The organism is Micromonospora sp. 050-3, assembly GCF_046549335.1.
GTDB classification, from domain to species: domain Bacteria; phylum Actinomycetota; class Actinomycetes; order Mycobacteriales; family Micromonosporaceae; genus Micromonospora; species Micromonospora trifolii.
On the sequence record NZ_JAJPVX010000001.1, the window covers coordinates 1 to 20,113 of the forward strand.

15 protein-coding genes and 1 rRNA gene are annotated in these 20,113 nt (G+C 71.1%); 10 read left to right on the plus strand and 6 right to left on the minus strand.

The window, feature by feature from the left end:
• Positions 1-4: 4 nt before the first annotated feature.
• Positions 5-121, plus strand: a 5S ribosomal RNA gene (gene rrf / locus ACLJOK_RS00005).
• Between the two features lie 137 nt (positions 122-258).
• On the opposite strand, the gene ACLJOK_RS00010 is transcribed toward rrf, so the two are convergent.
• Positions 259-945, minus strand: a complete 687-nt coding sequence (locus tag ACLJOK_RS00010; RefSeq protein ID WP_410815336.1) for a hypothetical protein — start codon at positions 943-945, stop codon at positions 259-261.
• Positions 946-1,014: 69 nt separating this feature from the next.
• Here ACLJOK_RS00010 and ACLJOK_RS00015 point away from each other — a divergent pair, with 69 nt between their 5' ends.
• Genes ACLJOK_RS00015 through ACLJOK_RS00025 form a run of 3 tightly spaced genes read left to right on the plus strand, consistent with a single transcriptional unit; the run spans position 1,015 to position 5,395 of the window.
• A complete protein-coding gene (locus tag ACLJOK_RS00015; RefSeq protein WP_410815338.1) occupies positions 1,015-3,633 on the plus strand; it encodes a valine--tRNA ligase in 2,619 nt (872 codons plus the stop codon).
• Positions 3,630-4,964, plus strand: coding sequence for a bifunctional folylpolyglutamate synthase/dihydrofolate synthase (locus ACLJOK_RS00020; RefSeq protein WP_410815340.1), 1,335 nt, complete (start codon positions 3,630-3,632; stop codon positions 4,962-4,964). Before ACLJOK_RS00015 ends, ACLJOK_RS00020 begins: the two co-directional genes overlap by 4 nt.
• The gene (locus tag ACLJOK_RS00025; protein WP_410815341.1) at positions 4,961-5,395 is read left to right on the plus strand and encodes a DUF4233 domain-containing protein; all 435 of its coding nucleotides are present in this window, start codon (positions 4,961-4,963) and stop codon (positions 5,393-5,395) included. Before ACLJOK_RS00020 ends, ACLJOK_RS00025 begins: the two co-directional genes overlap by 4 nt.
• 38 nt (positions 5,396-5,433) lie before the next feature.
• Here ACLJOK_RS00025 and ACLJOK_RS00030 read toward each other — a convergent pair whose 3' ends face one another.
• Positions 5,434-6,939 (minus strand): VOC family protein, encoded by a 1,506-nt coding sequence (locus ACLJOK_RS00030; RefSeq protein ID WP_410815342.1) that lies wholly within the window; start codon positions 6,937-6,939, stop codon positions 5,434-5,436.
• A gap of 142 nt (positions 6,940-7,081) precedes the next feature.
• Here ACLJOK_RS00030 and ndk point away from each other — a divergent pair, with 142 nt between their 5' ends.
• Positions 7,082-7,507 (plus strand): nucleoside-diphosphate kinase, encoded by a 426-nt coding sequence (ndk, locus tag ACLJOK_RS00035; protein WP_410815343.1) that lies wholly within the window; start codon positions 7,082-7,084, stop codon positions 7,505-7,507.
• Positions 7,508-7,546: 39 nt separating this feature from the next.
• On the opposite strand, the gene sigJ is transcribed toward ndk, so the two are convergent.
• From sigJ to ACLJOK_RS00050, 3 genes are all read right to left on the minus strand, one after another.
• Positions 7,547-8,425: an RNA polymerase sigma factor SigJ gene (gene sigJ / locus ACLJOK_RS00040; RefSeq protein ID WP_410815344.1), complete on the minus strand. Its 879-nt coding sequence runs from the start codon at positions 8,423-8,425 to the stop codon at positions 7,547-7,549.
• Positions 8,422-8,853: a carboxymuconolactone decarboxylase family protein gene (locus tag ACLJOK_RS00045; protein WP_410819177.1), complete on the minus strand. Its 432-nt coding sequence runs from the start codon at positions 8,851-8,853 to the stop codon at positions 8,422-8,424. Before ACLJOK_RS00045 ends, sigJ begins: the two co-directional genes overlap by 4 nt.
• Positions 8,854-9,000: 147 nt before the next feature.
• Entirely contained in the window at positions 9,001-10,182 is a 1,182-nt protein-coding gene (locus ACLJOK_RS00050; protein ID WP_410815346.1) for an acyltransferase family protein, read from the minus strand.
• Positions 10,183-10,528: 346 nt separating this feature from the next.
• Between ACLJOK_RS00050 and ileS the strand changes: the two genes are divergently transcribed.
• Together ileS and ACLJOK_RS00060 are read left to right on the plus strand one after the other, a co-directional pair.
• Positions 10,529-13,675 (plus strand): isoleucine--tRNA ligase, encoded by a 3,147-nt coding sequence (gene ileS / locus ACLJOK_RS00055; protein ID WP_410815348.1) that lies wholly within the window; start codon positions 10,529-10,531, stop codon positions 13,673-13,675.
• Positions 13,676-13,780: 105 nt separating this feature from the next.
• The gene (locus tag ACLJOK_RS00060) at positions 13,781-14,470 is read left to right on the plus strand and encodes a lysophospholipid acyltransferase family protein (protein ID WP_410815349.1); all 690 of its coding nucleotides are present in this window, start codon (positions 13,781-13,783) and stop codon (positions 14,468-14,470) included.
• Between the two features lie 44 nt (positions 14,471-14,514).
• Here the strand turns inward: ACLJOK_RS00060 and ACLJOK_RS00065 are convergent, their stop codons facing one another.
• Complete coding sequence (locus ACLJOK_RS00065) at positions 14,515-15,783, minus strand: hypothetical protein (protein WP_410815350.1); 1,269 nt, start codon at positions 15,781-15,783, stop codon at positions 14,515-14,517.
• Positions 15,784-15,890: 107 nt separating this feature from the next.
• On the opposite strand from ACLJOK_RS00065, the gene ACLJOK_RS00070 reads away from it, so the two are divergent.
• The 3 genes from ACLJOK_RS00070 to ACLJOK_RS00080 all read left to right on the plus strand — a co-directional run bounded on the left by ACLJOK_RS00070 (position 15,891) and on the right by ACLJOK_RS00080 (position 20,107).
• Positions 15,891-17,891 carry a TIGR03960 family B12-binding radical SAM protein gene (locus ACLJOK_RS00070; RefSeq protein WP_410815351.1) on the plus strand — a complete coding sequence of 667 codons (2,001 nt, stop codon included), beginning with the start codon at positions 15,891-15,893 and terminating at the stop codon, positions 17,889-17,891.
• Between the two features lie 262 nt (positions 17,892-18,153).
• The gene (locus tag ACLJOK_RS00075; RefSeq protein ID WP_410815353.1) at positions 18,154-18,594 is read left to right on the plus strand and encodes a hypothetical protein; all 441 of its coding nucleotides are present in this window, start codon (positions 18,154-18,156) and stop codon (positions 18,592-18,594) included.
• Between the two features lie 10 nt (positions 18,595-18,604).
• Positions 18,605-20,107, plus strand: a complete 1,503-nt coding sequence (locus ACLJOK_RS00080) for a hypothetical protein (RefSeq protein WP_410815355.1) — start codon at positions 18,605-18,607, stop codon at positions 20,105-20,107.
• Positions 20,108-20,113 lie beyond the last annotated feature (6 nt).

The following is a 20,113-nucleotide window of genomic DNA, read 5'->3' on the forward strand; positions in this document are numbered from 1 at the left end:
GAGTTACGGCGGTCATGGCGGAGGGGAAACGCCCGGTTACATTCCGAACCCGGAAGCTAAGCCCTCCAGCGCCGATGGTACTGCACTCGTGAGGGTGTGGGAGAGTAGGACGCCGCCGGACAATCTTTCAGATAAGGCCACCCCCATTCGGGGGTGGCCTTATCTGCGTTTCCCTATGAAGCCGGCAATGTCGTGCTCAATCCTGGTGTAGTGGTCTGTCCGAGGGGTTGAGACCACTACAACCAGGATGTTGCGGGGTCAGTCTCGGGTCTGCATGCCGTTGCGAAGGTTGCGCAGCAGGCCGCCGGCGTCGGTGACGGACCGGCCGGGGAACATCGCCATCACCACGCTGCCGTGGTCGGCCCAGCCGCACACCGCGAAGTCGCCGCCCTCACCGCTGGTGCTGCCACACTTCAGCACCCCTCCGAGATCGCCCGCGGGGAGCTCCCGGAGGCCGTTCACCGCACCGGTCTCGTCCGACATCAGGCGGAAGAGGCTGTCCAGGTCCCGTTCCGGCTGCCAGAGCAGGGTGGTGCCCCCGAAGATGAGCACCGAGCGCTTGTCGTCGGCCGGGTCGCGGTAGACCGTGCCGAAACTGCGGTCCAGTTCGATGTTCGCCGCCAGGCCGCTGCGCAGATAGTCGGCAGTGCTCTTCGCCCGCTCGCTGTCGTCGCGAGTCAGACCCGCCACCCGATCGGGTGAGGCCAGTTGGGTGTCCTTCTGCTGCGCCACCCGCCACCCACCGACACCGAGGACCCCGGCGCCGGCGAGACCGACCACCAGCGCGACCGTCCAACCGATCTTGCGGCGGCGGGACCAGCCGCTGGACCGCTCGTCGGGGTCGCCTCCGGAATCGCGGGTGCTCAGCTGGATCGGCTCTTCGGTCAGCTCGACCGGCTCGCGGCCGCCGTCGCGCGACCGCTCGGTGAGATGTGCGTCGGACATAGCCGACACCGTACGCGAACGGTAGGTGGCGCACGCCGGGTCTGCGAAAGCCCTCCGTAGACTTGTCCGGTGACCGAGAGACTGGATGCCCGACGCCCCGACGCCCCGACCCTTGCCGGCCAGTACCAGCCCGGTGAGGTAGAGCAGCGACGGTACGAGCAGTGGGTGGCCGGCGGGCACTTCCGGGCCTCCGCCGACAGCGACAAGCCCCCCTTCACCATCGTCATCCCGCCGCCGAACGTCACCGGCTCGCTGCACATGGGCCACGCGTTCGAGCACACGCTGATGGACGCGTTGACCCGGCGCAAGCGGATGCAGGGCTTCGAGGCGCTGTGGCTGCCGGGCATGGACCATGCCGGCATCGCCACCCAGAACCTGGTCGAGCGTCAGCTCGCCGCCGAGGGGCTTTCCCGGCACGATCTCGGCCGGGAGAAGTTCGTCGAGCGGGTCTGGCAGTGGAAGGCCGAGTCCGGTGGCGCCATCCTCGGCCAAATGCGCCGCCTCGGCGACTCCGTCGACTGGGACCGCGAGCGCTTCACCATGGACGCGGGGCTGACCCGCGCCGTCCAGACGATCTTCAAGAAGCTCTTCGACGACGGCCTGATCTACCGGGCCAACCGGATCATCAACTGGTGTCCGCGCTGCCTCACGGCGCTCTCCGACATCGAGGTCGAGCACACCGACGACGACGGCGAGCTGATCTCGATCCGCTACAGCGACGAGGTCGTGGTGGCCACCACCCGGGCCGAGACGATGCTCGGCGACACCGCCGTGGCGGTGCACCCCGACGACGAGCGCTACCAGCACCTGATCGGCACCGAGGTCGAGCTGCCGCTGACCGGCCGCCGGATCCCGATCGTCGCCGACGCGCACGTCGACCCGTCCTTCGGCACCGGCATGGTCAAGGTGACGCCGGCCCACGACCCGAACGACTTCGAGATCGGCCAGCGGCACGACCTGCCCGCGCTGACCGTGATGGACGAGCGCGGCGTGATCACCGTGCCCGGCCCGTTCGAGGGGTTGGACCGGTTCGAGGCGCGGCCCGCGATCGTGGCTGCGCTGCGGGAGCAGGGCCGGATCGTCGCCGAGAAGCGCCCGTACGTGCACGCGGTCGGGCACTGCTCGCGGTGCAAGACCACCGTCGAGCCGCGGCTGTCGTTGCAGTGGTTCGTCAACACCGCCCCGCTGGCCCACGCCGCGGGTGACGCGGTGCGCGACGGCCGGGTCCGCATCGAGCCGGCCGAGCTGGCCAAGCGCTACTTCGCCTGGGTCGACAACATGCACGACTGGTGCATCTCCCGCCAGCTGTGGTGGGGGCACCGCATCCCGGTCTGGTACGGCCCGGCGGGCGAGATCGTCTGCGTCGGCCCCGACGAGGCGCCGCCGACCGGCGAGGGCTGGCACCAGGACGAGGACGTCCTGGACACCTGGTTCTCCAGCGGCCTGTGGCCGTTCTCCACCCTGGGCTGGCCCGAGCAGACCCCGGACCTGGCGAAGTTCTACCCGACCAGCGTGCTGGTCACCGGGTACGACATCCTGTTCTTCTGGGTCGCCCGGATGATGATGTTCGGCCTCTACGCGATGGACGGCCGGCCGCCCTTCGACGTGGTCGCGCTGCACGGCATGGTGCGCGACCAGTTCGGCAAGAAGATGTCGAAGTCGTTCGGCAACGTGGTCGACCCGTTGGACTGGATCGACCGGTACGGCGCCGACGCCACCCGGTTCACCCTGGCGCGGGGCGCGAACCCCGGCCAGGACGTCCCGGTCAGCGAGGAGTGGTGCCAGGGCTCCCGCAACTTCTGCAACAAGCTCTGGAACGCCACCCGGTTCGCCCTGATGAACGGCGCGCACACCACGGGTGACCTGCCCCCCACCGAGCAGCTCTCCACCGTCGACCGGTGGATCCTGTCCCGGTTGGCGCACGTCACCGCCGAGGTCGACGAGCAGTTCGAGGCGTACGAGTTCGCCAAGGTGTGCGACCTGCTCTACCACTTCGCCTGGGACGACGTCTGTGACTGGTACGTCGAGCTGAGCAAGCCGGTGCTCGCCGAGGGCGGTGAGCGCGCCGAGGCCAGCCGCCGGGTGCTCGGGCACGTGCTCGACCAGCTGCTGCGGCTGCTGCACCCGGTCATCCCGTTCGTCACCGAGGAGCTGTGGCTCGCGCTGACCGGCGGCGAGACGGTGCAGGCCGCCGCCTGGCCGGTGGCCGACCGGACGCTGGTCGACGACGCCGCCGAGGCCGAGCTGGTCGGCGTGCAGCGGGTGGTCACCGAGATCCGCCGGTTCCGTTCCGACCAGGGGCTGCGCCCCACGCAGCGGGTGGCTGCCCGCTTGGACGGGCTGTCCGGCGCGGGTATCGCCGCCCACGAGCCGCTGATCCGTTCGCTGGTCCGGTTGGATCCGGCCGGTGACGACTTCCAGGCCAGCGCCACGCTGGCCATGCCCGGCGCGGTCGGTGTCGCGTTGGACACCCGGGGGTCGATCGACGTGGCCGCCGAGCGGGCCCGGCTGACGAAGGACCGCGCGGCAGCCGAGAAGGAGGTCGCGCAGGCCCGGGCGAAGCTCGACAACCCGGCCTTCATCGGCAAGGCCCCCGAGCCGGTGGTCGCGAAGATCCGCGACCGGCTCGCCACCGCCGAGGCCGACCTGGTCCGGATCAACGCTGCTCTGGAGACACTGCCCTCGTGACCGACCGTAACGAATTTGCCGCCGTCGAGGCCGAGCTGAACGCCCGCGGCTTCACCCGCATGGTCTTCGAGCTGGACCGGATCGAGTCGCTGCTCGACCTGCTCGGCAGCCCGCAGCGGGCGTACCCGGCGATCCACCTGACCGGCACCAACGGCAAGACCTCCACCGCGCGGATGATCGACTCGCTGTTGCGGGCGCACGGGCTGCACACCGGGCGGTACACCAGCCCGCACCTGGAGACCGTCCGGGAGCGGATCAGCCTGGACGGGGAGCCGGTCAGCGAGGAACGGTTCGCGTCGGTGTACCGGGAGATCAAGCCACTGGCCGAGCTGGTCGACGCGCGATCCGACGAGCCGCTGACGTACTTCGACATGACCACAGCGCTGGCGTTCGCCACGTTCGCCGACGCGCCGGTCGACATCGCTGTGGTCGAGGTTGGCCTCGGCGGCGCCGAGGACGCCACGAACGTCCTCCAGGCGGGGGTCTGCGTGATCACCCCGATCGGCCTGGACCACACCGAGTGGCTCGGTGACACGCTCCAGGACATCGCGCTGGCCAAGGCCGGCATCATCCACCCGGGGGCCACAGTGATCTCGGCGGCCCAGGAGGAGGAGGCCGCTGGTCCCCTCCTCGAACGCTGCGCCGAGGTCGGGGCCACGCTCGCCCGGGAGGGCGGCGAGTTCGGCGTGCTGGGTCGGGCGGTCGCGGTCGGCGGTCAGGTGCTCACCCTTCAAGGCCTGGGTGGCGTGTACGACGACGTGTTCATTCCGCTGCACGGTGCTCACCAGGCGCAGAACGCGGCGGTGGCGCTCGCCGCCGTCGAGGCGTTCCTGGGTGCGGGGGCTCGACGTCAGCTGGACATCGAGGCGGTCCGGGAGGGCTTCGCCTCGACCAGCTCCCCGGGTCGGTTGGAGCGGGTCCGTAACGCCCCGACCATCCTGCTGGACGGCGCGCACAACCCGCACGGCATGAAGGCCACCGTCACCGCGCTCCAGGAGGAGTTTGCGTTCAGCAAGCTGGTGGCCGTGATCGGCGTACTGGCCGACAAGGACGCGGACGCGCTGCTGGAGTTGCTGGAGCCGGTGGTCGACCAGGTGGTGGTCACCCGTAACAGCTCGCCACGGGCGATGCCGACGGAGGAACTCACCGCGCTGGCCGCCGAGATCTTCGGCGAGGAGCGGGTGGCCTCGGCCGAGGACATGCCGGATGCGATCGAGCTGGCGGTGGCGATGGCCGAGGAGGACGTCCCCGGTGAGCTGAGCGGGGTCGGGGTGTTGGTCACCGGTTCGGTGGTGACGGTCGCCGACGCCCGTCGGCTGCTGAAGCGATGACCAGCCCGGAGCGGGACCCGCACCCCACCGAGGACCCGACCGGCCCGCCGGTCGAGCAGCCGGCGGGGGAGGAGCCCACGGCCGGGCAACCGCGACGCTCCGGGTTACGCAACCCGGAGCGGGCGGTGCGCGGTCTCGGCGCTGGCACGCTCAGCCTGGAGGCGCTGGTGCTCCTGCTGGCGATCCAGCCGATCCGGGTGGTCGGCGGTGACCTCGGCGGCGCCGCGATCGGCGCGGTCGTGGCACTCGCGGTGGCCGCCGTGGTGCTCGCCGGCATGATGCGTCGCCAGTGGGCCTGGAACGCCGGCACGGTGCTCCAGGGCCTGCTGTTGCTGGGCGGACTGCTGCACTGGTCGCTGCTCGGGCTGGGCGTCATCTTCGCCCTTGTCTGGGCGTACGCGTTGCACGTTCGCCGCGTCATTCTCGGCTGACGCCGGACCCGGCCGGCGCCGTTCGAAGGCGGGCCGGGTCAGGCGTCGGCGCGTTCGCGCCACTGGGTGAGCGCGACGCCGTGGCCGTCCGGGTCGCGGAAGGCCGCCGCCCACCCCTCCAGCTTGGTGCCGCGGTTGACCACCCGGGGCGCGTACGTGAAGCGGACGCCCGACTCGCGCAACCGCTCGTACGCCGCCTCGATGTCGTTCACCTCGAGGTTGACGTGTACGAGTCGGCGGCTGATGGGCGCCGCCCCCGTCACCTCGCGCAGGACGATGCGGGTCGTCCCGGAGGCGAGGACGGCGTTGTGGGCACCCTGGTCGACCTCGCTGAAGCCGAGCACGTCACGGTAGAAGCCGAGTGACCGGGGCAGGTCGGTGACGAGCAGGGTGAGGCCCACCCCGCTGATCGGCCCGGTCGGGTCCGCGGCCGAGTCGGCGTCGAACCCGAAGATCGCCTGGTCCAGTTCCTCGTCGGTCACTGTCGCGCGTGCGGCCCCGGCCGGGGAGGGATCGTCCAGTGGAAGATCGAGTGGGTCCAGCGGGTCGAACGCACCCGGGCCGGACCGCTGGGCGGGTGGAGGGTCGAAGCGCTGCGCGCTGGGCTGCTCGAAGCGCTGCGCTCTGGGCTGGTCGGCGGGGTCCTCGGCGGGTGGGGCGGTCGTGCCGCCCGCCTCCGACGCGTCGAACCGGTCGGCCGCGGGCTCGTCGAAGCGCTCCTCGGCGGGTGGGCGCGGCGCGGGAGTAGTTGCCCGTCGGGGCAGCCCACCGGCCTGCGGCTCGACGACGACGCCCTCCAACACCACGGGGCCACCCGGGCTCTGGTGCATCACCACGGGCTCGCGCTCCTCGGGCATGACGCCCGGGTCGTCGCGCCGGCTGTCGTCACGCCGCAGGTCGTCGCGCCGAGGGTCGTCGCGCCGGGGGTCGGTGCGCAGCGGGTCACCGAGCGGGTCCCGGAACGGGTCGCCGACCGGATCGCGGAAGTCGTCGCGGAAGTCGTCATCGGGTGCCCGGTCGGCCCACGGCGGCGCGTCCTGCTGGATCAGCAGGTCGTCCATCGCCTCCGCTTCGGCGAACTCCGGCGGGAGATCGGCGACGGCGGCGGCGGTCTCGGCGTGGGTGGGCACCTCGTCCCAGAGGACCTTGACGTGCCGCTGGTCGTCCAACGCGACCCGGATCGGCAGGGTCTGGCCCAGCGACGGCCACTTGGAAACCGGCACCCTCGGCTCGATGATCTTCTTGGACCGCGGTGGCAGACCAGGGGCGTCGATCACCAGTTGCAGTTCGCAGCGGCCGAACGCGTACTGGGTTGGTGGTTCGGAGGCGCTGTGCACGTGGCCGACGCCGACGACCCAGGTGCGACCGCCGCCGCGTACGGTCGCCAGCGCGATCGCCAGCACCAGCAGGGCGACCCCGAGAGCCACGATGGCCCAACTGGTCATGCCCAGCCCGAACAGGACGACGAACGTGGCCACGGTGCCCAGCACCGTGCCGATCAGCTTGCGTACCGGCGCGATGGGTCGGTTCCCGCCATTCGCCACAGTGGACCTCCCGGGGGTCAGGGCCAGGCTAGGCCGGATCGGCCACCGGGGGAAAGACCGGCCGCCGCGCCGGCGCCGGGACCGGGTCGCTAGGCTGACCGTACCGACCCCAAGCGTTCAGCGCGTACAGGAGGAACCCAGCGTGTCCAGCAACAGCCCGGATGAGCGCAGCCTCGTTCTGATCAAGCCCGACGCGGTCCGCCGCGGCCTGGTCGGCGAGGTCCTCTCCCGCTTCGAGCGCAAGGGGCTGCGGATCGACGCGATGGCGCACCGGACGATGGACGCCGCGCTCGCCGACGAGCACTACGCCGAGCACGTCGACAAGGCGTTCTACCCGCCGCTGAAGGACTTCATGACCGGCGGTCCGCTGGTCGCCCTGGTGCTCTCCGGCGACCAGGTCATCGACGTGGTCCGCGGGTTGGTCGGCGCCACCGACGGGCGCAAGGCCGTCGCCGGCACCATCCGGGGTGACCTGTCTCTGTCCAACCGGGAGAACCTGGTGCACGCCTCCGACTCGACGGACAGCGCCAAGCGCGAGATCGCGCTCTGGTTCCCCGACCTGGGCTGACGCCCACCGGCCCGGGCCGACCGACGACGACGCCCGGGTTCAGCCGACCGCCGGCACCTTCGCCGGGTTGCCGACCACGTAGATCCCGGTTATCCGTCCGTCGGCCGCGGCGATTGTCAGCGTGTAGCGACTGCCGTCCGCACGGGTGATCAGCATGGCCGGCTCTCCGTTGAGCTCCACCGGATCCATTGTCACTCGGTGACGCGGGCCGTAGACCCCGGCGTAGAACCGGGCGATCCGGTCCGCGCCGGTGACCGGGTTGAGGGCGGCCCGCACCCGACCGCCACCGTCGTTCCACGCGGTGGCGTCGGCGGCCACCAGGTCGGTGAGCCTCGCCAGGTCGCCGTCGCGGGCGGCGGCGAGGAACGCGTCCAGCAGCCGCTCCCGCTCCGGGCGGCTGGCGGTGAACCGACGCTGCTCCTGCCGTACCCGCGCGGTCGCCCGGTGGTACAGCTGCCGGCAGTCGGCGACGGACCGGTCCAGGATCTCGGCGATCTCCGCGTACGGCAGGTCGAAGGCCGTGTGCAGGACGTACACCGCCCGCTCCGGCGGGGTGAGCCGCTCCAGGACGTGCAGCAACGCCGTGGAGAGCGAATCGCGCAGCTCCACCCGGTCCAACGGCCCGAACGGCGAGGGCGCGGTCGGCACCGGCTCGGGCAGCCACGTCCCGACGTACGTCTCGCGGGCCGCCTGCCGGGCGCGCAGCCGGTCCAGGGCAAGCCGGGTGACCACCCGGGACAGGTACCGGCGCGGCTCCTCCACCCGGGCCCGGTCCACACCCAGCCAGCGCAGGTACGCCTCCTGGAGCACGTCCTCCGCGTCGTGCCGGCTGCCGAGCAGGCGGTACGCGAGCCCAAGCAGCATCGGCCGGTGCGCCTCGAGCGCACCGGCCGCCTCCGCTGCCGCCTCGGTGGTCACGCCTGGGCTGGAGGCTCCAGCCGCATCGTCACCCCGATCCGATTCCACACGTTGATTGTGGCAATCGCGATGACGAGGTCGGCCAGTTCCTTCTCCGACCAGACCTTCGCGGCGTCATCCCACACCTCGTCCGGCACCCCGTGCTCGCCGAGCCGGGTGACCGCGTCGGTGAGGGCCAGCGCGGCCCGCTCCCGCTCGTCGAAGAAGGGCGCCTCCCGCCAGGTGGCGACAGCGAACAGCCGCCGGCTCGACTCGCCGCCGGCGAGCGCGTCCCGGCTGTGCATGTCCACGCAGTACGCGCACCCGTTGATCATCGACGCCCGCAGCTTCACCAGCTCCAGCACTGTGTGGTCGACGTTCGTCTGGACGTACTTCTCCAACCCCATGACGGCCTTGTACGCCTGCGGTGCGACCTCGGCCGGGTTCATCCGTTGCACGACTACCTCCTGATCGGTCCGACGCCGGTACGACGGTTGGGCCGGGCCGGGTCGTGACAACCGGGGGCTGTGACCCCGCTCATGCCGCCACGTTCGGGCCGCAGGCGGCCTTCGTGCACGCGCCGCCGCACCTCATGATCAGCGGCTGTCGCCACCGGGGGTGAGGACCGGCATGGCGGGCACCGTGCGCTCGGACGGGTCGTCGGCCGTGGCGGACGTCGGGGCGGCGGGTGCTGGTGCGGCAGCCGGTGCGGCGGTCGGGGTGCCGGGGGCCTCCTTTCCCCGTCCGGAGAACCGGCGTCCCACCCCGATCATCGGCTGCTCCACCCAGCGGTAGAGCAGGTCGGCCGCGAGCAGGCCGACAACGGTGGTGGCCACGAACAACCGGGTGCTGTGCCCGGCGTACGACGGGACCAGCGCGATCACCGTCGTCATGGCGAGGTACTGCACCAGGTAGAGCGAGTAGGAGCGTTCGCCCACCCACACCAGCGGTCGCCAGGAGAGCAGTTTCGTCGGCAGGCCAGGGGCCAGCATGGCGGGGAGCAGTAGCGCCACGGCCACCGCGTACACGCCGATCATCGACTCCGCGTGGCCGTCCGCGGCGGGCGGCCAGTACGGCAGCGCCAGGTGCACGGCGACGAACCCGACCGCTACGGCGAGGGACGCCACGGGACTGGTCAACGGCCGGAACAGCGCATACCCCCGGGGGTGGTGCAGGACGACCGCCAGCAGGCAGCCCACCAGGATCGACACGTAGTGGATCGGCCAGTAGGGCCAGTCATTCTCGAACGGGATCAGCGCGACCAGGGCGGCGATGGCCAGCACCGTCACCGCCATCCGGCGCAGAAACGCGGCCCGGACGAACACGAAGGCGAGCAGCGGCCACACCAGGTAGAACTTCCACTCGATCGCGATCGTCCAGGAGTGCGGGAACGCCTGGTTCGGCGCGAACTCGTTGACCATGAGCAGGTAGTGCGGCATCGATTCGCGGAGCCTCGTGCTGGCGCCGTTGAGGTGCGCGAGGGCGTACGTCGCGGCGAGCACCACCAGGTAGACCGGCAGGATCCGGAAGATGCGCCGGACGTAGAAGGAGCGCAACGACACCCGCCCCCGCGACTCCTCCTCGCGCAACATCAGCGTGGTGATCAGGAAGCCGGAGAGCACGAAGAACAGTTGAACGCCGACCCAGCCGGAGAGCCAGGTCCATCGCGGCCCCCCGAAGTGGAAGGCGACGACGATCACCGCGGCGATCGCACGGAGCCCGTCGAGGGCAGGGAACCGGCGCATCGCGCGGTATTCGGCGTAACTTATCGTGGACACGCGCTGAATTCTGGGGAGCGGCACACAACGCGTCAAGGCGGCTCTCCCGCCCCTGGTCGGGTTCGTCGTCACTCGAAGGCGCGGCGGTGGGCGCGTCGAGTATCGTTGGACACCGTAAGGCGATGACCCGGCCATCACCGGTGAGCCTCCGGAAGAACAGCCGGGCAACCGGCCCAGTAGAACCGGACGGGTGCGGCCCGTCACAGCCGGTAATGAGCGGGCGGTCGATCCTGACCGCCAAGCGGGGTGGTACCGCGGGCCACCCGGGAGCGCCGTTTCAGGCGTACCCGGAGGTTCGTCCTCGCAGACCCACGTTGAGTGAGCTGCATGAGGAGAGCGACCCCCGATGGCCTATCCATTGCACGACCCGACCGCCGCCGGTGTCCCGGCGAGCCCGGACCTGCCCGCGGTCGAGCGCCGGGTGCTGGAGCACTGGACGGCCGACAAGACCTTCGAGGCCAGCATCGAGGCCCGCCCCGCCGGCACGGACGGCAAGAACGAGTACGTCTTCTACGACGGCCCGCCGTTCGCCAACGGCCTGCCGCACTACGGTCACCTCTTCACCGGCTACGTCAAGGACGTGGTGCCGCGCTACCAGACCATGCGCGGCCGGCACGTCGAGCGGCGCTTCGGCTGGGACTGCCACGGCCTGCCCGCCGAGGTGGTGGCCGAGAAGCAACTCGGCATCACCAGCAAGGCGGAGATCATCGACCTGGGCGTGGACCGGTTCAACGAGGCCTGCCGCACCTCGGTGCTGGAGTTCACCCAGGACTGGGAGCGGTACATCAACCGGCAGGCCCGCTGGGTCGACTTCACCAACGACTACAAGACCCTCGACCTGGACTACATGGAAAGCGTCATGTGGGCCTTCAAGACCCTGCACGACAAGGGTCTGATCTACGAGGGCTTCCGGGTGCTGGCGTACTGCTGGCGTTGTGAGACGCCGCTGTCGAACACCGAGACCCGGATGGACGACGTCTACCGGGACCGGCACGACCCCACCCTGTCGGTGTGGTTCGAGCTGACCGCCGACGAGTCCGCGCCGGAGCTGGTGCGCGGGCCGGTCAAGCTGGGCGTCTGGACCACCACGCCGTGGACCCTGCCGTCGAACCTGGCGCTCGCCGTCGGGCCCGACATCGAGTACGCGGTGCTCGAACGCGACGGCGACCGCTACCTGGTGGGGGCGGCGCGGCTGGCCGCGTACGCCAAGGAGCTGGAGGGCTACGAGCAGGTCGGCACTGTGTACGGCCGGGACCTGGTCGGACGCCGCTACACGCCGCTGTTCGACTTCCTCGTCGAGCAGGCCGGGGAGAACGCCTACCAGGTGCTCGGCGCGGAGTTCGTCACCACCGAGGACGGCACCGGGATCGTGCACCTGGCCCCGGCCTTCGGTGAGGACGACCAGAACGTCTGCAATGCCGCCGGCATCCCCACCATCGTCACTGTCGACGACCACACCCGGTTCACCGCGCTGGTCCCGCCGTACCAGGGTGAGCAGGTCTTCGACGTCAACAAGCCGGTGATCCGGGAGCTGAAGGACCGGGGGGTGGTGCTCAAGCAGGACACCTACACCCACTCGTACCCGCACTGCTGGCGCTGCGACACCCCGCTGGTCTACAAGGCGGTGTCGTCGTGGTTCGTCGCGGTGACCCAGTTCCGGGACCGGATGGTCGAGCTGAACCAGGAGATCAACTGGACGCCCGGCCACATCAAGGACGGCTCGTTCGGCAAGTGGCTGGCCAACGCCCGGGACTGGTCGATCAGCCGGAACCGGTTCTGGGGATCGCCGATCCCGGCGTGGAAGTCCGACGACCCGAACTACCCGCGCCTGGACGTCTACGGCTCGCTGGCCGACATCGAGCGGGACTTCGGCGTACGCCTGACCGACCTGCACCGGCCGGCGGTGGACGACCTGGTCCGCCCCAACCCGGACGACCCGACCGGGCAGTCGATGATGCGCCGGGTGCCGGAGGTGCTGGACTGCTGGTTCGAGTCCGGGTCGATGCCGTTCGCCCAGGTGCACTACCCGTTCGAGAACGCGGACTGGTTCGAGCACCACTACCCGGGTGACTTCATCGTCGAGTACATCGGGCAGACCCGCGGCTGGTTCTACACGATGCACGTGCTGGCCACCGCGCTGTTCGACCGGCCGGCGTTCCGCAACTGCCTGAGCCACGGCATCCTGCTCGGCTCGGACGGACGCAAGATGTCCAAGAGCCTGCGCAACTACCCTGACGTCTACCACGCCTTCGACTCGTACGGCTCGGACGCGATGCGCTGGATGCTGATGTCCTCGCCGGTGCTGCGCGGTGGGGACATGGCGGTCACCGAGGCGGGCATCCGCGACGCCGTCCGGCAGGTGCTGCTGCCGCTGTGGAACGTGTGGTACTTCTTCACGCTCTACGCCAACGCCGACGGGTACCAGGCGCGGCGGCGCACCGACTCCACCCACCTGCTCGACCGGTACGTGCTGGCGAAGACCAACGAGTTGGTGTCCACCGTCGGCGCGCAGATGGACGCGTACGACATCTCCGGTGCCTGCGCCACCGTCCGGTCCTACCTGGACGCGCTGACCAACTGGTACGTGCGCCGGTCCCGGGACCGGTTCTGGTCCGGTGACGTCAACGCCTTCGACACCCTGTCGACGGTGCTGGAGACCCTCTGCCGGGTGGTGGCGCCGCTCGCGCCGCTGACCGCCGAGGAGATCTGGCGTGGCCTGACCGGGGAGCGTTCGGTGCACCTGACCGACTGGCCGGAGGCGAGCGAGTTCCCGGCCGACCACGACCTGGTCGCCGCGATGGACAACGTGCGGGCGGTCGCTTCCGCGGCGCTGTCGCTGCGCAAGGCCAAGGGGCTGCGGGTGCGGCTGCCGCTGTCCACGCTGACAGTGGCCTCGCCGGTCGCGGAGCAGCTGCGGCCGTTCGCCGACCTGGTCGCCGACGAGGTCAACGTGAAGACTGTGGAGTTCAGCGCGGAGCTGTCCGCGTACTGCGAGCAGGTGTTGACTGTGGTGCCCCGGGCGCTCGGCCCGCGGGTCGGCAAGCAGGTGCAGCAGGTGATCAAGGCGGTCAAGGCGGGCGAGTGGGAGCTGGTCGACGGCGCCCCGGTTGCCGCCGGCGTCACCCTCGCCGAGGGTGAGTACGAGCTGCGCCTGGTCGCCGCCGACGCCGAGCACTCCGCGCCGCTGCCCGGCGGCGAGGGCGTGGTGGTGCTGGACACCGAGGTCACAGCGGAGTTGGCCGCCGAGGGGCTGGCCCGTGACGTGGTGCGGGTCGTGCAGCAGGCCCGCCGGGACGCCGACCTGGACGTCTCGGACCGGATCGTGGTGTCGGTGTCGGCGTCCGACGAGGTACGCGCGGCGGTGGCCGCGTACGTCGACTTCGTCTCGGCGGAGGTGCTGGCCGACTCGGTGGACTTCGTCGAGGGTCTTGAGGGCTTCGCTGGCGAGGTCGGCGATGGTGAGCGGGTAACTGCAGTCGTCCGCCGGGTATAACGGACCATCGCCAGGGTGCGGGCGCCTCACCACCTCCGTCTGGGAGGTGTGGAGGCGTCCGCTACCGTGACACCGCCTGTTCGCACCTGATCTGCCGGAGGACCAGTGCCCCTGCTCTACACCATCGGCAAGCTCACCGTGGCGCCCACGCTGCGGTTGGCGTTCCGCCCGACCGTGGAGGGGCTGGAACACGTGCCGGAGATCGGTGGCGCGGTCTTCGCCGGCAACCACCTCTCGGTGGCCGACGAGCTGTTCCTCGGCACCGTCGTGCCCCGGCACCTGGCGTTCTGGGCAAAGTCGGAATATTTCAAGGGCACCGGCGTGAAGGGTGCGATCTCCAAGTTCGTCCTCACCGGCCTGGGCGCGATCCCGGTCGAGCGGGCCGGTGGTCGGGCGGCGCTGTCCGCGTTCGACGCGGCGATCCCGGCGCTCAAGGGCGGTGACCTGGTGGTTGTCTACCCGGAGGGCACCCGCTCGCCGGACGGCAAGCTCTACCGGGGGCGTACCGGCGCGGCCCGGCTGGCGATCTCGGCCGGCGTGCCGATCATCCCGGTCGGCATGATCGGCACGGACAAGGCCCAGCCGATCGGTGCCCGGGTGCCCCGGCCGGGCACTGCCAAGATCACGGTGCGATTCGGCAAGCCGCTGGACTTCAGCGGCCGACCGGACGACCGCACGTCGCTGCGGCAGATGACCGACGAGCTGATGAGTGAGATCCAGAAGCTCACCGGCCAGGAGTACGTGCCCCGCTACGCCCCGCCGCGCGCCCACCCGGACCCGACCCGCAACGCCTGACCCCGGCCGCGGTCCCTCGGCCCTGGGCTCCCGCCTTTCGCTGCTCAGCCCCGCTCGGGTTGGACGATCTGGGCGCGCAGGGTGGCCAGCAGGTCGGCACTGTCGGCGACGGAGAGTCGGGTGAACACGCCGGTGGCGATGCTGCCGTGGTCGACAGATGTGCAGACCACCACGGCGCTGCCGTCGGCGCTACCCACCGCGCACCGTTCGTGCCTGCCCCGCACACCGGTGTCCACGCTCTCGGGGGCATCCAGCGCGTACCGCTTGGTGAGCCGGCTGATCTCGGCCTCCGCGTCCGACTCCGGGCTCAGCCGGAAGCCGGTGCCGCCGAAGACCGTCACCCGCTTGCCGCTCGTCGTGGCGTAGACGCCGGCGAACGTGTCCTCGGCCAGCCAGTGCTCCTTGCGTACCTCGTTCTCCAACTGTTTGGCGGTCTCCGTGCTGCGGCCGTCCTGCCGCAGGCTGAGGTCGTCCACCTGGACGGGCAGTGCGGCGCGCGCCGGGTACTGGGCCGAGATCGGGAACCCGTAGTAGGCGGGGCAGCCACAGCAGCACGCCAGGGTGAGCAGCAGCAGCCACGGCCAGCGGCGTCGTCGACGGACCGGTACCGGCACGTACCCCTTGGGGGCCTGCCAGCCCGGCGGCGTCGGCGGTGGCGGCGCGGTGGATCGCCGGCCCCGGCGCTGCTTCGGCACCTTCGGCGGCGCGGGTGGCGCGGGTGGCGACATCGGTCGGGCCGGCACCATGGGTCCGATGGCCTGCGGTGCGCGCGGGGCAGCCGGCGGTGGCACCGGGTGCGGCACCGGCGGCGGCCCGGCCGGGGGAGCGGGCGGCCCGGACCACTGCCGGGTCTCCGGCGGCGTCGGATACGACATCGTCGGTGGCAGCGGGGGCAGTTCGGCGGAGGGCAGGTCCCAGCCGCCGGTGTCCACGCCGGCCCACGGGTCGACCGGCGTCTGGTGCTCCGGCGGCCCGAAGGAGACCGGCGGGGGAGGGGTCGGCTCGGCCGACTCGCCCCAGCTGGACCGGCGTGGCAGCGGCGGCGGCACCGGGGCCGAACCGCTCCACCTGGGCGCCGGGACCTCCGCGGTGGCGGCAGGTTCCGGCTGGTCCGGGGGTTCCGGCTGGTCCGGGGGTTCCGGCTGGTCCGGGGGTTCCGGCTGGTCCGAGGGTTCCGGCTGGTCCGAGGGTTCCGGCTGGTCCGAGGGTACGGGTGGGGAGGTCGGCTCGTCGGCGACCGCCGGGTCCCGCTCCGACTCCGCGCCCGGGGTGCTCCCGTCGGCCGGCCGTGCTCCCGGCTGGGGCTCCGGCATCGCGGCAATCTCCTCTCGCGCCGATCCGAGGTTAGTACCGCGCCGCCACCACCGCCGATCGGGCGTGCGCGCGATCGCCGCCGGACGAACGCGTACCCTTGGGCATCATGAGTGCCCCGTCCACGACGCCGCGCGCGGCCGCGACCAACTCCGTGTGGTCCCAGCTCGAGCCGCTGCTACCCCAGATCTCCAAGCCCATCCAGTACGTCGGGGGCGAGTTGGGTGCGGTGACGAAGGACTGGGACTCGGCCACCGTGCGTTGGGCGCTGATGTATCCCGACGCCTACGAGGTGGGCCTGCCCAACCAGGGCGTGCAGATCCTCTACGAGGTGCTCAACGAGCTGCCCGACACCCTCGCCGAGCGGACGTACGCGGTCTGGCCGGACCTGGAGACGCTGATGCGCACGCACGGCGTGCCGCAGTTCACAGTCGACGCGCACCGCGCGGTGCGCGGGTTCGACGTGTTCGGCATCTCCTTCTCCACCGAGCTGGGTTACACCAACATGCTCACCGCGATCGACCTGGCCGGCATCCCGATGCTGGCCGCCGACCGCACCGACGCCGACCCGGTGATCGTGGCTGGCGGGCACGCCGCGTTCAACCCGGAGCCGATCGCCGACTTCATCGACGCCGCGGTGCTCGGTGACGGCGAGGAGGCGGTCCTGGAGATCACCGCGATCGTCCGGGAGTGGAAGGCCGAGGGCTCGCCGGGCGGCCGCGACGAGCTGCTGCTGCGGCTGGCCCGCACCGAGAGCGTCTACGTGCCGCGCTTCTACGACGTCGACTACCTGCCGGACGGCCGGATCCAGCGGGTCGTGCCGAACCGGGCGGACGTGCCGTTCCGGGTGCACAAGCGCACGACGATGGATCTGGACGCCTGGCCGTACCCGAAGAAGCCCCTCGTTCCGCTGGCCGAGACGGTGCACGAGCGGTACGCGGTGGAGATCTTCCGGGGCTGCACCCGAGGCTGCCGGTTCTGCCAGGCCGGGATGATCACCCGGCCGGTGCGGGAGCGGTCGATCACCACTGTCGCGCAGATGGTCCGCGAGGGTCTGGAGTTCTCCGGCTTCTCCGAGGTCGGCCTGCTGTCGCTCTCCTCGGCGGACCACTCCGAGATCGGCGACATGTGCTCGGGCCTCGCCCAGCAGTACGAGGGCACGAACGTCTCGCTGTCGCTGCCCTCGACCCGGGTGGACGCCTTCAACATCGACCTCGCGCAGGAGCTGTCCCGCAACGGGCGGCGTACCGGCCTGACCTTCGCCCCGGAGGGCGGGTCGGAGCGGATCCGCAAGGTCATCAACAAGATGGTGTCGAAGGAAGACCTGATCCGCACTGTCGTCACCGCGTACACCAACGGCTGGCGGCAGGTGAAGCTCTACTTCATGTGCGGCCTGCCCACCGAGACCGACGAGGACGTCCTCGAGATCGCCGAGATGGCGCACGAGGTGATCAGGGCCGGCCGGGCCGCGACCGGCTCCAAGGACATCCGCTGCACGGTCTCCATCGGCGGGTTCGTGCCGAAGCCGCACACCCCGTTCCAGTGGGCCGCGATGGACCGTCCGGAGGTCATCGACCACCGGCTCAAGATCCTCAAGCAGGCCATCAACGCGGACCGCTCGCTGGGCCGTGCCATCGGCTACCGCTACCACGACGGCGAGCCGTCGCTCATCGAAGGGCTGCTCTCCAGGGGTGACCGCCGGGTCGGCTCCGTGATCCGCAAGGTCTGGGAGAACGGCGGCCGGTTCGACGGGTGGAGCGAGCACTTCTCCTACCAGCGCTGGGTGGACGCGGCGGCCGAGACGCTGCCGGCGTTCGGGGTGGACCTCGACTGGTACACCACCCGTCAGCGCGACGAGCTCGAGGTCCTGCCCTGGGACCACCTCGACTCGGGCCTGGACAAGGACTGGCTCTGGCAGGACTGGCAGGACTCGTTCAGCGAGTTCGAGCAGGACGACTGCCGGTGGACGCCCTGCTTCGACTGCGGCGTCTGCCCATCCATGGACACCGAGATCCAGATCGGCCCCACCGGCAAGAAGCTGCTGCCGCTCACCCCGCTGGGTGGCAACGGCATGAAGGTCCCGTCGGGCCACTCGCACTCGCACCCCTGACCGGGCTGCCTTCGGGCAGCGCCGGCTGGCGGTGACCTCACCACTTTCCACATCCGACATGTCGCCCAACGGGTCCGCGTCTCGCGGGCCCGTTGGTGCTGTTCGGGCTCGACCCGCGTGGTGGCCCGCACCGGACGATCCCGGAGATCGGCCGCCATCTGTACCACGTGCTGGTGGCTGGGGCTGCCTCGACTAGGTCAGACTCGATACGCTGCGTCTGACATGGACCGACCCGGTGGGTCGGGGACGGGGGAGGAATCGCATGGGCAGCATCCCGCCGCCGAGCATCGGCGATCTGCAGGTCAGCGTCGAGGACCTGGACGCCGCCGCCACGTACGTCGAGCGGCTCAGGCAGTACATCGACGACACCATCAAGACCGAGATGGAACGCATCAAGATTCGGATGAAGGGCGACAGCAACAACGCCCAGACCGTTCCGAACGGCACCCCGTTCGGCGCGTACGAGGACGCCGTCATGCAGTGGCGGGCCCTGGAGGCGTCAACGGTGAACATGGAAGCGCACCTCACCACGCTCTCCCAGAAGCTCACCGCGCTCAAGGAGGGCACCGAGGAGATCGCCAAGGCGTTCCGCGACACCGAGGCGCGCAACGGCGCCAACGGCAAGGAGATCGAGCGGCTGCTGGAGTCGGCGGCGCCGCCGCCCACTGCCAGCGGCGCACCCACCTACCCGTACACGGCCTGAGGGGGACGTCATGGCTGGAGGAACCTGGGAGCGGTGCGTCCGTGAGGTGACGCTCTCCGCCGACCCGGAAACGGTCGGATCGGTCGGAGCGGGCTGGAGCAACCTCTCCAGCGGCCTGCAACAACTGCGGGACGCGCTCGTCGGTCGATCGTTCGTCGGCCCGATCGCGACGGGCCAGGAACGCCCGCACGTCGGCGGTCTGCCCGGGATGCTCGCCGGTTGGAAGGGCGGCGGTGGTGACGCGTACCGCGAGCACCTGGGCAAGATTGGCAAACAGATCGAGGATCTGATTACCGACGCGACAAACGTCAGCGGCGCGTTGACGCGGATCGAGGGCGACATCCGCAAGTCGGTCTCCACGATCCCGGTCCCACTGATGGACGACTTCGGCTTCAACGAGTGGAGCCTGCCCAACGGCACCGAGCTCGACGACGCCCGCGACGGCGAGAGCTCGTCGGGGTTCCTCGCCGCGCTGCGCAAGGACTACCAGAGCAACCCCGGCTCGTACGCCGACGGCGCGTTCCGCGACAAGGCCGACGACCTGGAGGCGACCATGAAGGTCGACGGCCAGGCCGGCGACCAGAAACGGGGCGGCTGGTGGGACACCGGGGCCCACCTGGACAACTGGTACCGGGACAACCAGCAGGCGGCGACCGCGGCGATGGCGCCGCTGCCCCAGGCGGTCTACACCGAGCGTCCCAAGCTCACCGTGAACCGGCCGGAGGGCTACGGCGGCTCGGACGAGGTGGAGCGGGACCCGCGGGTTCCGCCGACGGGGCGGCCCGACATCGGTGGTGGCGATTTCGGCGGGAAGCCCGACATCGGTGGTGGCGGCCCCACCATCGGTAGTAGGCCACCGGGCATCGGCGACACGGGCGGTCCGACGTCCACCGTCGACCCGTTCTCCCCGACCAAGCCCGGTGGGATCGGCGATGGCTCGCCCACCGGCGGCACCGGTCAGTTCACACCCCCGTCCACGGGCTCCGGCTACCCGGGCTACGCGGACGGCGACGCCGGCTACAGCAGCGGCCTGGCCGGCGCCAGCCCGAGTGGCGTCGGTGGCCTTGGTGGTGGCATCGGCGGAGGCGGGGTCGGCAGCGCCGGTCTTGGTGGCGCCGGCGGTGGTTTCGGAGGCGGCGCCGGCGTCGGGTCGGCCGGCGGAATCGGCTCTGGCGGTGGCCTGGGCGGCGGCGCGGGCGGTGGCATCGGCGTGGGCGGCATTCCCGGCATGGTGGGCGGCGGCAACGGAAAGCTGCCGCCGTTGACGAGCGCCGCGAACGCGCTGCGCACCGCCGCCGGCGCCGGCGCCGGCGGGGCCGGTGCCGGGATGGCGGGCGGCGCGCGTGGTGCCGGCGTCGGCGGTGCCGGAATGATGGGGGGCGGCATGATGGGCGGCGCGGGCGGCGCCGGACACGGCGGTGGTGGCAGCGGCTCCGAGCACTCGTCGTGGTTGACTGAGGATGACGATCCGTGGGGCCCTGGTGACGGGGCGTCCCCGGGTGTCCTTCGATGAGGATGG

Excerpts from the sequence above, each read along its gene's own strand:
- ACLJOK_RS00010 (WP_410815336.1), bottom strand. The coding sequence starts at position 945 with ATGTCCGACGCACATCTCACCGAGCGGTCGCGCGACGGCGGCCGCGAG.
- ACLJOK_RS00025 (WP_410815341.1), top strand. The coding sequence starts at position 4,961 with ATGACCAGCCCGGAGCGGGACCCGCACCCCACCGAGGACCCGACCGGC.
- ACLJOK_RS00045 (WP_410819177.1), bottom strand. The coding sequence starts at position 8,853 with ATGAACCCGGCCGAGGTCGCACCGCAGGCGTACAAGGCCGTCATGGGG.
- ileS (WP_410815348.1), top strand. The coding sequence starts at position 10,529 with ATGGCCTATCCATTGCACGACCCGACCGCCGCCGGTGTCCCGGCGAGC.
- ACLJOK_RS00065 (WP_410815350.1), bottom strand. The coding sequence starts at position 15,783 with ATGCCGGAGCCCCAGCCGGGAGCACGGCCGGCCGACGGGAGCACCCCG.
- ACLJOK_RS00070 (WP_410815351.1), top strand. The coding sequence starts at position 15,891 with ATGAGTGCCCCGTCCACGACGCCGCGCGCGGCCGCGACCAACTCCGTG.
- ACLJOK_RS00075 (WP_410815353.1), top strand. The coding sequence starts at position 18,154 with ATGGGCAGCATCCCGCCGCCGAGCATCGGCGATCTGCAGGTCAGCGTC.
- ACLJOK_RS00080 (WP_410815355.1), top strand. The coding sequence starts at position 18,605 with ATGGCTGGAGGAACCTGGGAGCGGTGCGTCCGTGAGGTGACGCTCTCC.